4 protein-coding genes are annotated in these 14864 nt (G+C 71.8%); all 4 read right to left on the bottom strand.

The features are described 5' to 3' along the window. Positions 1 to 38: 38 nt before the first annotated feature. Entirely contained in the window at positions 39 to 1340 is a 1302-nt protein-coding gene (locus AC061S_RS30725; protein ID WP_478689146.1) for an MFS transporter, read from the bottom strand. A 92-nt stretch (positions 1341 to 1432) separates the two neighbouring features. Next, positions 1433 to 5362: a non-ribosomal peptide synthetase gene (locus AC061S_RS30720; protein WP_478689145.1), complete on the bottom strand. Its 3930-nt coding sequence runs from the start codon at positions 5360 to 5362 to the stop codon at positions 1433 to 1435. Positions 5363 to 5394: 32 nt separating this feature from the next. Next, positions 5395 to 11805, bottom strand: coding sequence for an amino acid adenylation domain-containing protein (locus tag AC061S_RS30715; RefSeq protein ID WP_478689144.1), 6411 nt, complete (start codon positions 11803 to 11805; stop codon positions 5395 to 5397). Next, positions 11802 to 14858: an AMP-binding protein gene (locus AC061S_RS30710; RefSeq protein ID WP_478689143.1), complete on the bottom strand. Its 3057-nt coding sequence runs from the start codon at positions 14856 to 14858 to the stop codon at positions 11802 to 11804. Before AC061S_RS30710 ends, AC061S_RS30715 begins: the two co-directional genes overlap by 4 nt. Positions 14859 to 14864 lie beyond the last annotated feature (6 nt).

The raw sequence follows: 14864 nt of genomic DNA, 5'->3' as shown, positions 1-14864 counted from the left end.
GAACTGCCGCCTTTCCTGGTGTGGGGGCGATGGAGGGGTCACTCGGCGAGCGGCGCGGGCAGTTCGTGGCGGATCCGGGCCAGGGATGAAAAGCCCAGTGGGATCAGTGCGAGGCACAGGCCGAGCGTGGTGATCAGGATGGTGCCGCGCAGCCCGACGGACGCACCGAGGACGCCGCCGACCAGTGCGCCGAGCGAGCCCACGCCCACCGCCACGAACCGGTTGGTGGCCGCGACCCGGCCCTGCAGCCCGTCAGGTGTGAGGGTCTGGCGGATGGTCAGCATGATGATGTTGTTGGCGACGCCGAACGAGGCGAAGAGGAAGTGGATCACGACCAGGGCGCCCACCGTGGCCACACCCCACGGCCGCAGCAGTGCGATCAGCGGCATCACCAGATTGGCCGCACAGGCCGTGAGCAGCAGCGTCCTGCCGTAGCCGAGCCGCTTGGGCAGCCAGGTGGCCAGGACCGCACTGACCAGGAAGCCCGGCCCGAGTGCGGCGAACACCAGACCGATCTCGCCGGCGGACAGCTTGAGGGTGTGCGGCATGTACTGGACGAAGGCCACCTCGAACGCGGTGAACGAGAAGTTGAAGATCGAGGCCATGATGGTCATCGCGCGCAGCTGCTCGGTGCGGAACACCAGCCGTAGCCCCTCGCGGATCTGCCTCAGCGTCCCGGCCGCGCCGCTCGCCCCGGAGGAGTCGGGGGCCGTCTCCCGGTGCCTGATCAGCCAGATGCTGACCACGGAGATCAGATACGAGACCGAGGCCGCGCACACGGCGACCGGGGCGGTCAGCCACTGGACGAGCACGCCGCCGAGCGCAGGGCCGGCGATGGTCGACGCCGACTGGCTGCTGCCGAGCAGCGAATTGCCGGTCGTGAGGTCCTCCCGGTCGACCAGCCGCGGCAGATACGCCTGTGCGGCCACGTCGAAGAGCACGCTGCAGCAGCCGGCCAGGAAGCCGAGCACGTACAACCAGCCGATGCCGAGGCTGTGCAGCCAGTACAGGGCCGGGACGATCCCGAGGATCACCGTACGGCCCAGATCGGCCGCGATCATCAGGCTCCGCCGCCGGACCCGGTCCACCAGCACTCCGGCGACCAGCGCGACCAGCAGGTACGGCAGTTTGACCGCGGCGGTCAGCAGTCCGACCTGCTGTGAGGTGGCGGCCAACACCAGCACCGCGGTCAGCGGCAGCGCCAGTTCGCTGATCTGGGCCGCAAACTGGGAGGCGGTCTGCCCGATCCACAGCCTGGTGAAGTCGGCGTTACGCCACAGGCTTGGCCGGACGACGGCCTCTTCCCCGCCCGGTACGGCCTCGGTTGCGCTGGATGACATGGGGGACTACTCCTTGGATGCGTGGGACGGGGATGGCCCGGTCGATCGTGATCAGGCGCGGGCGCACCGGGCCGGGCAGTGGGTCCGGCCGCTCAGTCGGGCTCGACCCCGGCCGGCCGGCCCGCGAGCGAGGCCCCAATCCGGTCGGCGGCCTTCGCGACATGGGGCGGCTCGAGCATCGAAAAGTGGTTGCCGGGCGATTCGTCAATGAGCAGCCGGCCAGCCACCCGTTCCCTCCACCCGAAGTGCCAGCCGCTGAAGAGCTCGCGCTCGGCCCGGATCAGCAGCACATCGCCGCGGTAGGGAGCGCGCGGCGTGTCCCGGTAGGTGAGCAGGGCTCGGGCGTGCCGCTGGTAGAGCCCGAGCAGCCTGCGCAGGTCCTCGACGCTGCCCGCGTCCTGGCGCTCGTCATCAGTGCCCTTGGTGAGCCGGACGACGTACCGCAGCCGGGCATCCGGATCCAGGGCTGCCAGCTTCTCCTCGGTGGTCGGCAGCTTGTGGGCGAAGGCACCGATGATCGCGGCAGCCTCCGAGGTGGCGTACCGGGGCGGCACCGGGTCGTCGATGCTGGCGCTCACGATGACCAGTGCGGCCACTCGCTCGCCGGCGGCCTGCAGCTGCCGGGCCATCTCGTACGACACCATGCCGCCCATGCACCAGCCGCCCAGATGGTAGGGACCCTCGGGCTGGACGGCGCGCAGCTCGGTGATGTACAGCGCGGCGATCGACTCGATGCTGTCCGGCCTGGGGATGTCCGGGCCGGCGTATTCGGGCGCCTGGATCCCGTAGAACGGCTGGTCGGGGTGGAGCGCCCCGGACAGGTCCGCATAGCTGAAGACGCTGCCGCCCAGCGGGTGTACGAAGAACAGAGGCGGTCTGCTGCCTGCCGACCGGAACGGCACGACGACGCTGCTCGTGCCCTGAGGCTCGCCATCGATGATCTGCGCCAGCCGCTCGACGGTGCCGCCCTCGAACAGCGCGGCGACCGGCACCTCGTGCTCGGTCAACTCCGGGAGCCGCATGAGGACGCGGAGCGCCGAGATGGAGGTGCCGCCCAGCTCCAGGAAGTTGTCCGTGGCGCCAACCCGTTCCACGCCGAGGATGTCGGCCCAGATGGCGGCAAGCGCGCGCTCGGTCTCAGTGCGAGGCTCGACGAACGTCCCCGCGCTGGTCTCCTCGCGGCGCGGGGCCGGCAGCTGGTCGCGGTCAACCTTCCCGTTCGGGGTGAGAGGGAAGGCGTCCAGCACCACAAAGGCGCTCGGGATCATGTACTCCGGCAGTTCGGCGGCGACCGCCGTGCGCAGCGCAGCCGCGGACGGGGCGGCTTCCTCCGCGGTCAGATACGCGACCAGCCGGTGGTTGCCGGGCTGGTCCTCGCGGGCGGCGACGACCACCCGTCCGATGCCGGGCTGCCGGGCCAGCACCGACTCGATCTCGCCCAGCTCGACCCGGAAGCCGCGTACCTTGACCTGGTGGTCGGAGCGGCCCAGGAACTCCAGTGCGCCGGAAGGCAGTCGGCGGGCCACGTCGCCGGTGCGGTACATCCGGCTGCCGTCGCCCGCGAACGGGTCGGGAAGGAACCGGTCGGCGGTCAGGTCCGCGCGGCCGAGATAGCCATGGGCCAGACCACTGCCGTCGATGTAGAGGTCACCGGGCACACCCTGAGGAACAAGGCCGAGGGAGTCGTCCAGCACATGGACCCGGGTGTTGGCGATGGGGCCGCCGAGGGTGACCGGATCGCCCGGCCGCAGCCGCTGCAGGCACGACCAGATGGTGGTCTCGGTGGGCCCGTAGGCGTTCCACACCACGGGGAAGCGGGCGGTCAGCTCGGCGGCGAGTTCGTCCGGGAGCGCTTCGCCACCGGAGATCACACGCAGCCCCGGGTCCGGCCGCAGCCCGGCTTCCATCAGCAGCCGCCAGCTCGACGGGGTGGCCTGCATCACGGTGGCCCCGCTGCGCTCCAGATATTCCCGCAGCCGGGGCCCGTCCACCGCGATGTCTGGCGCGAGGATCAGTTCGGCGCCGGTCAGCAGCGGCAGATACACCTCCAGCGCGGCGATGTCGAAGGACAGCGAGGTGACTGCCAGCAGCCGGTCGCGCTCGGTGAACTCCAGATCGGCACGGAAGGACAGCAGCAGGTTGAGCAGCGCACGGTGCGGAATCTGCACACCCTTGGGGCGGCCGGTGGAGCCGGAGGTGTAGATGACGTAGGCCAGGTGGTCGGCGGTGACCGTGAGCGGCGGCCGGTGCCCGGGATACCCCCGGCCGGCGTCGGCGTCCACGGGGAGCTCGTGCGCGCCGGACGGGTCGAGCGTGCCGGCCAGCTCCGGGTCGCACAGCAGCACCGCGGCCCGGGCGTCGGCCAGCATGTACTGCAGCCGGTCCTTGGGATAGCCGGGATCCAACGGCACATAGGCACCACCGGCCTTGAGCACGGCGAGCAGACTGATGATCAACTCTGCGGACCGGTTCAGGTGCACGCCGACCAGTACGTCCGGGCCCACTCCGAGCTCGCGCAGCTGCCAGGCGAGCCGGTTCGACCGGGCGTCCAGCTCGGCGAAGGTCAGCTTGGCCTTGTCGGTGCGCAGCGCGATCGTGTCCGGACGGGCCTGGCACTGTTCGGCGAGCAGTGCGGGCAGGGTCGTGTCCGGGAGCTCTGCCGCCGTGTCGTTGGGGTGGTGCACCAGCCGGTCGAGCTGCTCGCTGTCAAACAGATCGGCCGACCGAGCGGGTGCGGTGGGGTCGGCCACCAAGGCGGCGAGGGCTGCGGCGTAGTGTCCGCCGATCTCGGCGATCCGCTCTTCGGTGAACTGGGCCCGGTCGAAGTTGATCCGCAGCCGGACCTGTCCGGTGGCCGGGTCGGTAGCGAAGTTGGCGGTGAAAGGGAAGTTGGTCTGCTCGAAGAACTCCCCTGCGGTGACCTTGATTTCCTCGAGCTTCAGGTCGTAGCCGCGGAAACTGCGGTGGTCCACCACCGTCTCGAAGAGCTCCGGCCGCCGTAGGTCCTGCAGCAGCTGGGCCATCGGGTAGCGGCGGTGCGGCAGTGCCTCGCTCTCCTGGCGGTGGATCTGCCGGGCCAGCTCGATCCAGCTGGCCCCGGCCACCTCGGCGACCAGCGGGAGCGTGTTGAGGAAGAGGCCGACCACCTGGTCGCCGTCCGCGGTCTCCGGGCGGCCGTTGCTGACCCGGCCGGTCACCACCCGGGTGCGTCCCGACAGCAGCGCCAGCACCCGGGCGTGCGCGGAGAACATCACAGCCTTGACCGGCACTTGTGCCTGGGATGCCACCGAGCGCAGCCCGCTCGCGAGGTCGTCCGGCAGCGGCACCTCGTACACCTGCGCCTGCCGTTCGGCGGCGAGACCCGCCTCAGCGTACCGGGGAAGGCCGGTGAACTCGGTACCGGCCAGGGTGCGGGCCCAGTAGTCCCGGGCCTCGTCGCTGGCCAGAGCCGCCTGCTCCAGGGCCAGAAAGTCCCGGAACCGGGTGATGGGTGCGCCGGTCGGCAGCGCACGCCCCGCAAGCCGGGTGTCGTACCCGGTGAGCAGCTGGGAGGTGATCAGGGACAGGCTCCAGCCGTCCAGGATCGCATGGTGGAAGCTCAGCTGAAGCTGGAAGTCCGTGTCACGGAAAACCTGGACGTGTACCCGCAGCAACGGCGGCGCTGCCAGGTCGAAGGCGGTGGCCTTCTCCCGGGCGGTCCACTGAGCGACGCGCAGACGCTGCTCGTCCTCGTCGAGCCCGCGCAGGTCGTCGACGGTGAGCGGGGTCGGGACGGTGGCGTGCACCAGCTGCATCGGCTGGCTGAAGCCGGTCAGATCGATGCTGCTGCGCAGGATGTCGGAGCGCTCGATCACACCGGTGAGCACCTCGCGCAGCGCGGTCTCGTCGAACCGGCCGGCCAGCCGGATGGTGGACAGGTCGTGGTAGGTGGGTGTGTCCCGGTCCTGCAGGCTGTGGAAGAGCATTCCGGACTGAAGCCTGGTCAGAGGGTAGGCGTCGGTGATCTCACCGAGGTTGGCCATGGAGGGTCCTTTCCGGACGGTCGGTGGTGAGTTCAGCGGCCGGGCAGCTTGGCGAGGTCCTCGGGGGACAGCAGTCCGAACGCGGCGACCGACTGGTGCCGTTCGACTACCGTGGAACGGGAGTCCAGCCAGGCGGCGGCGGACTCCACGGTCGGATGGGCGAACAGTGCTGTCAGCGGAATGTCCAGGCCCTGCTCCCGTGCGAGTCCGGTCAGCCGGACCGCGTGCATCGAGTCGCCGCCGAGCTCGAAGAAGCTGTCGCGGGAACCGATCCGCTCCACACGCAGCACCTGCTGCCAGAGTCCAGCGAGCCGGCGCTCGGTCGCGGTGCGGGGCGCGGTCCAGCCTGCGTCTGTGGACAGATTCCGCTCGGGGGCCGGCAGGCCGGCCCGGTTCACCTTTCCATTCGGGCTGAGCGGCAGGGCGTTGAGCACGACGAAGGCGCTCGGCACCATGTGGTCCGGGAGGCTGCCATTGAGAGCGGCACGCAGAGCGGCCGGACCGGGGGCCGCTGTGCCCTCCGTTGCGGTGAGATATGCGACGATCCGTCGGTCCCCCGGCTTGTCCTCCCGTACCACCACCACGACCTGCCCGGCCCCGGGCTGAGCGGCTACCGCGGCCTCGATCTCGCCGAGCTCGATCCGGAAGCCGCGAACCTTCACCTGATGGTCTAGCCGACCCAGGTACTCCAGCGTGCCGTCCGGCCGCCAGCGGGCCAGATCCCCGGTGCGGTACAACCGGGCTCCCGGCCCGGAGAATGGGTCCGGTACGAAGCGGTCCGCGGTAAGCGCCGCCCGGCCGCCGTAGGCCCTGGCCAACTGGACGCCGCCCAGATGGAGCTCGCCGGGCACCCCGGCCGGGACCGGGGCCATCCATCTGTCCAGCACATACACCTGCGTGTTGGCGATGGGCGTGCCGATCGGCAGGCTCGGCCGGTCCCAGTCCGGCCGGCTCGACCAGCGGGTGACGTCCACGGAGGCCTCGGTCGGACCGTACAAGTTCTCCAGCCGCGTGGTGGGCAGCGTTCGGTGGAACCGGCGGGCGAGTTCGGCGGGCAGCGCCTCGCCGCTGCACACCACGAGCCGCAGCGAATCGCAGTGGCCGGCCGGTGCGGCGGACAGGAAGGCGTCCAGCATCGGCGGCACGAAATGGCACACCGTCACCTGCTCGCGCTGGATCAGCTCCGCCAGATGGCCGGGGTCCCGATGCCCATCGGGTTCGGCGAGCACCAGACGGGCGCCGGTGATCAGCGGCCAGAACAGCTCCCACACCGAGACGTCGAAGCTGACCGGGGTCTTCTGCAGGACGGTGTCCGCCGGGCCGAGCCGGTAGGCGTCCTGCATCCACAGCAGCCGGTTGACGATCCCGCGGTGCGGCACCTGTACGCCCTTGGGGCGTCCGGTGGACCCGGAGGTGTAGATCACATACGCCAGATGGTCCGGCCCAGCCAGCGGCTCGGGGGGGTGCACGGGCGGGCCGGCGGCCGTGTCCGGGCCGACGGCGACGACGGTGACACCTTGTGCGGTCGGCATGCCAGGGCCGCCCGGGGCGGTCAGCAGGACCAGGACCCGGGCGTCTGCGAGCATGAAGTCCAGCCGCTCCTGCGGGTAGCTCGGGTCGAGTGGCAGATAGGCGCCGCCCGCCTTGAGCACGGCCAGCAGGGCGACCATCAGCTCCACCGAGCGCTCCAGATGGATGCCCACGACCACGTCCGGGCCGACCCCGAGGTCGCGGAGCTGCCAGGCCAGCCGGTTCGCGCGCTGGTGGAGCTCGGTCCAGTCGAGCTGCCGGCCGCCGCAGCGTACGGCGATCCCCTCGCCGGGGCACTCCTCCAGCAGCGAGGTCAGCGTGCGCTCGAGCGGCCAGTCCGTGGCGGTGGCGTTCCACTCGCACACCACACGGTCGCGTTCGGTGCGGCCGAGCAGCTGCACAGTCGCCGTGCAGGTGTCGGGCGCGGTGGCCACTGCTGCGAGCACGTTGCCGAAGTGGCCGGCCAGCCGCTCGGCGGTCGCGGCGTCGAACAGGTCGGTGTCGTAGTCCAGCCAGCCGACGATCTCCGTACCGGTGTCCAGCATCCGCAGGTTCACGTCGAACTGGGCGTTCGCCTCGGACACCTCGACCAGCTCGCAGGTCAGTCCGGGCGCCTGCAGCTCTCCCAGCCGCATGTTCTGCAGGGCGAACAGCACCTGCACCAGCGGGCTGCGCGACAGATCGCGGTTGGGTGCCAGCTCGGTGACCAGCTTGCCGAACGGCACCTGCTGATGGGTGAAGACCTCCAGCGCGCTGTCGGTGGTACGGGCGAGCAGTTCCCGGAATCCCGGTTCGCCGCGCAGGTCGAGCGGGACCGGCACGGTGTTGAGGAAGCAGCCCACCAGGTTCTCGAACTCGGCCCGGTCGCGGCCCGCCACCGGGGTACCGACCAGCAGCTGTTCGTGCCCGGCATAGCGGGACAGCACGATTCCGAACGCGGACAGCAGGGTCATGTACAGGGTGCTGCCGGCGTCCCTCGCGAGCTTGCGCAGCCGATCGGCCGTAACCGGTGGGATCACCAGCCGGTGCCGGGCGCCGTGGTGTGCCTGCACGGCGGGCCGGGGGCGGTCGGTGGGCAGCTCCAGTACGGTCGGCAGGCCCGCGAGCCTGCCGGACCACCAGTCGAGCAGCTCCGCCAGCGGCTTGCCGTCCAGTTCGGCGCGCTGCCAGCGCGCCACATCGGCGAACTGCAGACTGTCTCCGAGGTCCGCAGTCCGGCCCTCGGAGGTGCTGCGGTAGGCGCGCGACAGGTCGTCGAGCAGGACTCCGAACGACCAACCGTCGAAGACGATGTGATGGACCGTCAATACCAGCAGGTGCTCCTGGTCGGCGATGCAGATCAGCAGCGCGCGCAGCAGCGGCCCGGTGGCCAGGTCGAACGGGTGCTTGGTCTCCTGCATCGCCTCCCTCAGGGCGCCGTCGGGGTCGTCCCGCATCTCCAGGCGCCGCAGCGGTACCCGGGCGTCCGGGAGGGCCAGCTGCATTGGCTCGCCGCCGGTCTGCCGGAAGCCGCTGCGCAGCACCGAGTGCCGGCGCAGGACCGCATCCAGCGCCGTCTGCAGCGCGGCCACGTCCAGCAGGCCGCGCACGCGCAGCACGAGTGGCATGTTGTACGAGGTGTCTCCAGGGCGCAGCTGGTCCTCCAGCCAGAACCGCTCCTGGGTCCAGGACAGCGGTGCGGCCTCCGCCTCGGGGTGGCGCGGGATGGACCGGGCCGGTGCCGCGGTTGCCGTGCGTCCGATCAGCCCCGCGAGGGCCTCGATGGTGGGATGGGCGAAGAGATCACGAAGCGATAGCTCGACCGAGAGCGTGCGGCGCAGACGCACCAGCACCCGGCTGAGGAGCAGCGAATGTCCGCCGAGCGCAAAGAAATCGTCCCGGGCGCCGATCCGCTCGCGGCCCAGCACCTCCCGCCACAGCTCGGCCAGCCGCTCCTGGAGCTCGCCCTCGGGCGCCGTGTACTCCTCGGCCGCGGCCTCCTCCCGGCCGAGGCGCCGCAGCGCCGTGCGGTCGATCTTGCCGTTGGCGGTCAGCGGGAAGGCGTCCAGCACCACATAGCCGGCCGGGATCTGGTAGCCGGGGAGCTGCGCTGCGAGGGCCGTACGCAGCCGGGCCAGATCGGGCCGGGCCTCGCCGGCGGCCAGATAGCCGACCAGCCGGTGGCCGCCGTCCGGTTCGGGCTCCGCGAGCACCACGGCCTGCCGGATACCGGGCTGGGCGGCGAGGGCAGCCTCGGTCTGTGCCGGCTCGACCCGCAAGCCACGCACCTTGACCTGGTTGTCGGCCCGGCCGAGGTATTCCAGCAGCCCGTCGGGCCGCAGCCGCGCGAAGTCACCGGTGCGGTACACCTCCTCGGGTGCGCCGGGCGCCGCCAGCGGGTTGGCACCGTACCCGCCGGTGTCTGCCGGATCGGCGCGGCGAGCCAGATGCGGCGTACGGACCACCAGCTCGCCGGCCTCCCCGAGTGCGGCCGGCCGGTCACCGGCCAGGACCAGCAGCTGCACCTCGTCGATGCCCGGGCCGAGCGGCACCCGGCCGTCGTCCGGCCGCGCGGGCTGGCCGGCCCGCCGGGCCACGTGCACCGAGACGGCCTGCGGGGTCTCAGTGGCCCCGTACATGTTGAGTAGGTCGGCACCAGGCGCGAGTGCGGCCCACTCCCGCACGGTGCGCCACGTCAGCACGTCGCCGCCGAAGCCGACAAGCCGCAGCCGCGGCCAGCCCGGAGCGCCGGCCTCGGCCAGGGCGCCGGCGAGGGCCGGGGTCAGATGGGCGACGGTGATCTCCTGGCGGCGCAGGTCCTGTGCCAGGGCGGAGGTGTCCCGCACGTCGGTGCCCGGGAAGACCGCTGTCGCCCCTGCCCACAGCGGCGCCAGCACATCGCGCAGGAAGGGGTCGTGGCCGATCCCGGACAGCACCGAGCAGCGGTCGCCGGCACCGATTCCGAAGGTCTTCGTGTACCAGTTCAGGAAGTGGCTGACTGGACCATGGCGGCCGAGGATCCGGCGGGGCCGGCCTGTGGTGCCGGAGGTGAAGCAGACGTAGGCGAGATCCGCTGCGGTCGGCCACGCACCGGTGGAGAGCGGCTCTGCGGCGCCGGGTGAGCGGGTCATGAGGTCGTCCGAAAGCGGCCCGCCCGGACCCTCCACGGCGATCACCGGGCCCGTCATGAAGTCTTCGGCCTTATGCCCCGGTGCCGCCGCGAGCCAGGCCTTCGGCCGCAGCAGCTCGGCGCGTCGGGCGAGTTCGGCCGCGGGATACGCGGTGTCCAGCAGCGCGAAGGCAGCGCCGCTGCGCTGTACGGCGATCATTGCCACCGCCACTGCGGGGTCGCGGCTGGCCTGCACCGCGACCACATCGCCGGGGCCGACGCCCAGCGCGGCCAGCCGGCCGGCGATCCGGTCGGTGCGCTCGGCCAGTTCAGAAAAGGTCCAGCTGCCCGCCGGGCCGGCCAGCGCGGGCCGGTCCGGGTGCTGGGCGGCATGCTCCGCCAGGCGTTCGAGGAGCGACCCCGGATAGGTCTCGGTGAGCACGGCGCCCGGCTCGGGGGCGAGCGCTCTGGCCCGCTCGGTGGCGAGGGCGAAGTCCGCGACCCGGCGGGCGGGGTCGGCGACCGCCTGCCGGAGCACGAGGGCGACCTGCTCGAGCACGTCGTCGATCCGGTCGGCCTGGTAGAGGTCCGCGTCGTAGACCGCCTCCAGCGCCAGCTGGTCCGGCCGTACGGAGACATAGAGCGTCAGGTCGAACTTGTTGTCAATCGCAGGGAAGGGAAGCTGCTGCACGGTGCAGCCGGCCAGGTCGAGGGAGCCGAACGCGGGCATGACGTTGAAGAAGACCTGGATCAGCTGGTTCCGGCCGAGATCGCGGCAGGGGGCCATCTCCTGGACCAGGCGCTGAAACGGCAGCCGCTGATGCGCGACGGCCGCCGTCACGCTGCGCCGCACCCGGCCGAGCAGCTCACCGAAGGCCGGATCACCGTCCAGGTCGAGTAGCAGCGCAAGGGTGCTCACAAAGCAGCCGAGGGCACGGTGCTGACCGGCCCGGCGGGTGGTCGACGGCGAACCGACCAGAAGCCGCTCCTCGCCCGTCTGCCGGGCCAGCACCACGCCGAAGGCGGACAGCAGGGTCACGAACGGGGTGGCTTCATGGGTCCGGCCGAGTTCGCGGACCCCGGCGTTCATCTCCGGGCCCAGCAGCAGCCGGGCCTGGGCGCTGGATCGGCCGCGGACCTCGGGCCGCGGCCGGTCGGACGGCAGGTCCAGCTCCGTCGGCACCTCGTCGAGATACTCCCGCCACCACTTGAGCAACCCCTCCTCCGCTTCGGGGGTGAGCTGCTCGCGCTCAGCGATCACGGCGTCGGAGAACTGCCGTGGCCCGGCGGCGAGCTCTGGCCGGATGCCGGCCAGGGCGGCCGCGTAGCAGGTCGACAGCTCCTCTAGGAACGGAGCGAACGACGTACCGTCGAAGCAGATGTGGTGCAGGGTCAGCACCACCAGGTGGCTCTGCTCGCCGGTGCGCAGGGCGAGCACCCGCAGCAGCGGACCACGGGCTGGATCGAACCCTCGTCGCGCCTCTTGCAGCGCGGCCTTTGCCCCTGCTGCCTGGGGATCGGACAGCGTCCGCAGGTCCTGTTCGGCGACCGGCACCCGGACGGTCGGCAGCACCTGCTGCACGGGCACGCCGTCCGGAGCCGCGAACACCGTCCGCAGCGCGTCGTGCCGGGCGACCACGGTGTCGACGGCCGACTGGAGAGCGGCCAGGTCGAGCGGCCCGGAGACCTTCGAGATGACGGGCATGTGATAAGCCGTGCTGCCGGTCTGGAGCTGCTCCTCGAACCAGATTCGTTCCTGGGTGAAGGAGAGGGGAAGCGGAGCAGAAGTCGTGCCGCCCGCTTCGTCGAGCAACGTGTCAGTCACGTGAGGTCCTTCGTGAGCAGCTGGGTCAGCTCGGATTCGAGCAGGTCGACAAGGAGCGCGCGGGTGGCGGGCGACAGCAGGCCGTCGGGGGCTTGCAGCCAGCCCGTCAGGTGATCGCCGTCCTCCCACAGCTCGCAGACCAGTTCTGCCTGCGGCGCGAGATGCGTGGTGGGCCGCGGCCGGAGAGTGGTCTCGCCCAGCCGCACCGGCGCACCGGCCCGCTGAAGGATGAGCAGGTTCTGGTAGAGCGGCATCCGGCCGTCTGCGGGGCGCGGGGTGAGCCGCGCGATCTCGCCGGTGGGCAGCACCGCGTGCTCGAACACCTTGAGCAGGCGCTCGCCGGCCAGGGTGACCAGGTCGGACCCGGTGTGGTCCGGGGTCCCGGCGATCCGTACCGGCAGGCTGTTGGCCAGCGAGCCGATGGTGCGTTCGTCGGCGGAGGTCCGGTTGGCCACCACGATGCCGATGCTGAAGTCGAGCTGGCCGGTCCACTGAGCCAGCGCGCGCCACCATGCCGCCAGCAGGACGGCGAGCGCCGGCCGCCGGATGCGCGTTGCGGTCTCGCGCAGCCTCGCGGCGGTGCCGGCCGGCAGGTGCACTGGCTGCTCGGCGAGCGGCGCCCTCCACAGGCCGGGCACGGAGGGCGGGTGCGCCACGGGCAGCCGCAGCGGTTCCAGCCCGGCCAGATCCGATCGCCAGAACGCGCGGTGCCGGTCTGCCCCCGGCATCGGGCCGGCCGGGGCCGCGGGTGCCGGGTCCGGTACGGCCCCGGCCCAGACCGCTGCCAGATCTGCGAGCAGTACCTGCTCCGAGTGCCCGTCGTAGAGCGTCTGGTGGCAGGCGATCACCAAGGTGTGCCGGTCCGCGGCCTCGGTGAGCAGACCGGCCGCCCAGAGCGGGCCTTCGGCCAGGTTGTGCACCTTGGCGGCCAGCTCGGCGGTGAGCCGGGCGGTCTCCGACGCCGGTGCGCCCTGGGACCGTTGGCGGAGCAAGGCAAGCGCTGCCGGTGCGTCGGATACCGCGCGGCACGGCCGGCCCCGGTCGGCCGGGAAGGTGGTGCGCAGGGCGGGGTGCGCGGTGGCGACCGCGGTCAGCGCCCGCTCCAGCCGGCCGGCATCGAGCTGTCCGGAGATCTCGATGCGGCTGATGGCCACCTGGCCGCCGGAGCCCGGCGCCAGCTGCTCGGCCAGCCAGAACCGGCGTTCACCGGCGGACAGCTCGGCTGTCGCGGCGGCCGTGTCTTTGCCCGTGAACCCGTCCGGCCGCTCGCCGGCCAGACGTTCCAGCTGCCGGAGAGTGGGGTACCGGTATACGTCTGCCGCGGAGAGGTCCGCGTCGAGCAGGCGTGAGAGCCGGGCCGCGATGCCGAGCACCTGCAGCGAGTTCACTCCGTGGCTCAGCAGATCCTCGTCCGCCCCCAGAGCGGGCAGCCGCAGCAGCGCGCGCACCTCCTCCAGCGCTGGTTCCGCGGCCGCGTCCGCGGCGGCGGTCACCTCGTCGTGAGCGGGGGGCGACGGGTGCCCGAGGCTCTGCTCGATCCTGCGAAGATCGGCTTTGCCGGTCGGCCCGAGCGGCACTTCGGCCAGCTCGGTGAACCGGTCGGGCAGCAGATGGCCGGGGAGGACGGCCACGCTCAGCTCGCGCAGCCGCTCGGCAGACACCGACCGGCCGGGCTCGGCGCGGTACGCGCAACAGGTACTGGTCACCGTCCCGTCGACGGCGCGGACCGGGAACAGGAAGCACTCCCCTATCCCGTCCAGCGCGCCGATGGTCCGTTCCACCTCGCCGGGTTCGATCCGGTAGCCGCGCACTTTGAACTGCCGGTCGGCCCGGCCTACATAGGACAGCCGGCCGGCGGACGTCATCCGCACCAGATCACCCGTCCGGTAGACCCGTACCGGCCCCCTGCCCGGCACCTCGAGCGTGCCGAAGCGCCTGGCGTCCTCCTCCGGACGGCCCAGGTATCCCAGGGCCAGTCCGTCGCCGCCGACCCACAGTTCGCCGGTCTCCCCGGCCGGCACGAGAGCGCCCTCGGTATCCACGACCGCGAGCAGCGTGTTGCGTACCGCCGTCCCCACCGGAATCCCGTCGGGCTCGGTGAGATCGGCCGGTGTGATGTCGTGCGTGGTCACAAACACCATCGACTCCACTGGTCCGAAGCAGTTCGACAGCCGGGCCCCTGGATGGGCGGCGAGGAAGCGGCCCATATGCGGTACGGAGACCCGCTCCCCTCCGGTGAGCAGATGACGGATGCCGGTGAACGCGTCGGGTTCCTCGTCCAGGATCAGGTTGAGCAGGGAGCTGGTCAGGAAGAGGGTGTTGACGCCCTCCTCGCGCACCAGCCGCCGCAGCCGGGACGGCGTCACGGGCCCGGGGGGCGCTTCGACGGCAAGGCCGCCGTTGAGCAGCGGGCCAAAGACCTCGAGGGCGCCAGCATCCCAGTACGGCGCGGCCAGCAGCGGCATCACCGTGGATGGCCCGAACTCCGTATTGCCGCCCTCGATGAAGGTGCGGATCACAGCGCGGTGCGGGAGAGCCACCCCCTTGGGGCGGCCCGTCGACCCGGAGGTGAAAAAGACACAGGCCGGCGCATCGGCCCCGGTCCGCACAGGGGCCGGGACCTGCGGCGCGGCGGCCATGGCGGGAGGCAGCGGTATCAGTCTCGCGGTCGGCATCTGCTCCACGCCGACCGCGTCCAGGACCAGGTCGGTGCCCAGGTCCTGAAGGACCTGGGCCATTCTGGCCGCGGGCCACTGGGGGTCCACGGCGGCGAAGGCCGCACCGGCCAGCAGGACGCCCAGCACGGACACCGCGAAGGCCCCGCCGGGGCGGGCGAGCACCGGAACGTACGAACCGGGGCGGACCCCCGCTTCGTGCAGCGCCGACTGCACCGCCCCGGCCTGGGCCGCCAGTTCGCAGTAGTTGAGGGTGCGGCTGACGGTCCGCAGAGCGGGGGCGTCCGGGGTGCGCGCCGCCTGCTCCAGGAAGACGCCGTGCACGGTGTCGGTATCCCGGACCGGCCGGTGGGACCCGAAAGACAGTGAGAGGTTCATGACCAC

The organism is Streptomyces sp. CA189, assembly GCF_056428985.1.
Note: the sequence above shows the minus strand (reverse complement) of the source record. Positions and strands in the feature narration are given on the sequence as shown.

Coding starts and splice junctions, on each gene's coding strand:
- AC061S_RS30725 (WP_478689146.1), bottom strand. CDS start 1,340: ATGTCATCCAGCGCAACCGAGGCCGTACCGGGCGGGGAAGAGGCCGTC.
- AC061S_RS30720 (WP_478689145.1), bottom strand. CDS start 5,362: ATGGCCAACCTCGGTGAGATCACCGACGCCTACCCTCTGACCAGGCTT.
- AC061S_RS30710 (WP_478689143.1), bottom strand. CDS start 14,858: ATGAACCTCTCACTGTCTTTCGGGTCCCACCGGCCGGTCCGGGATACC.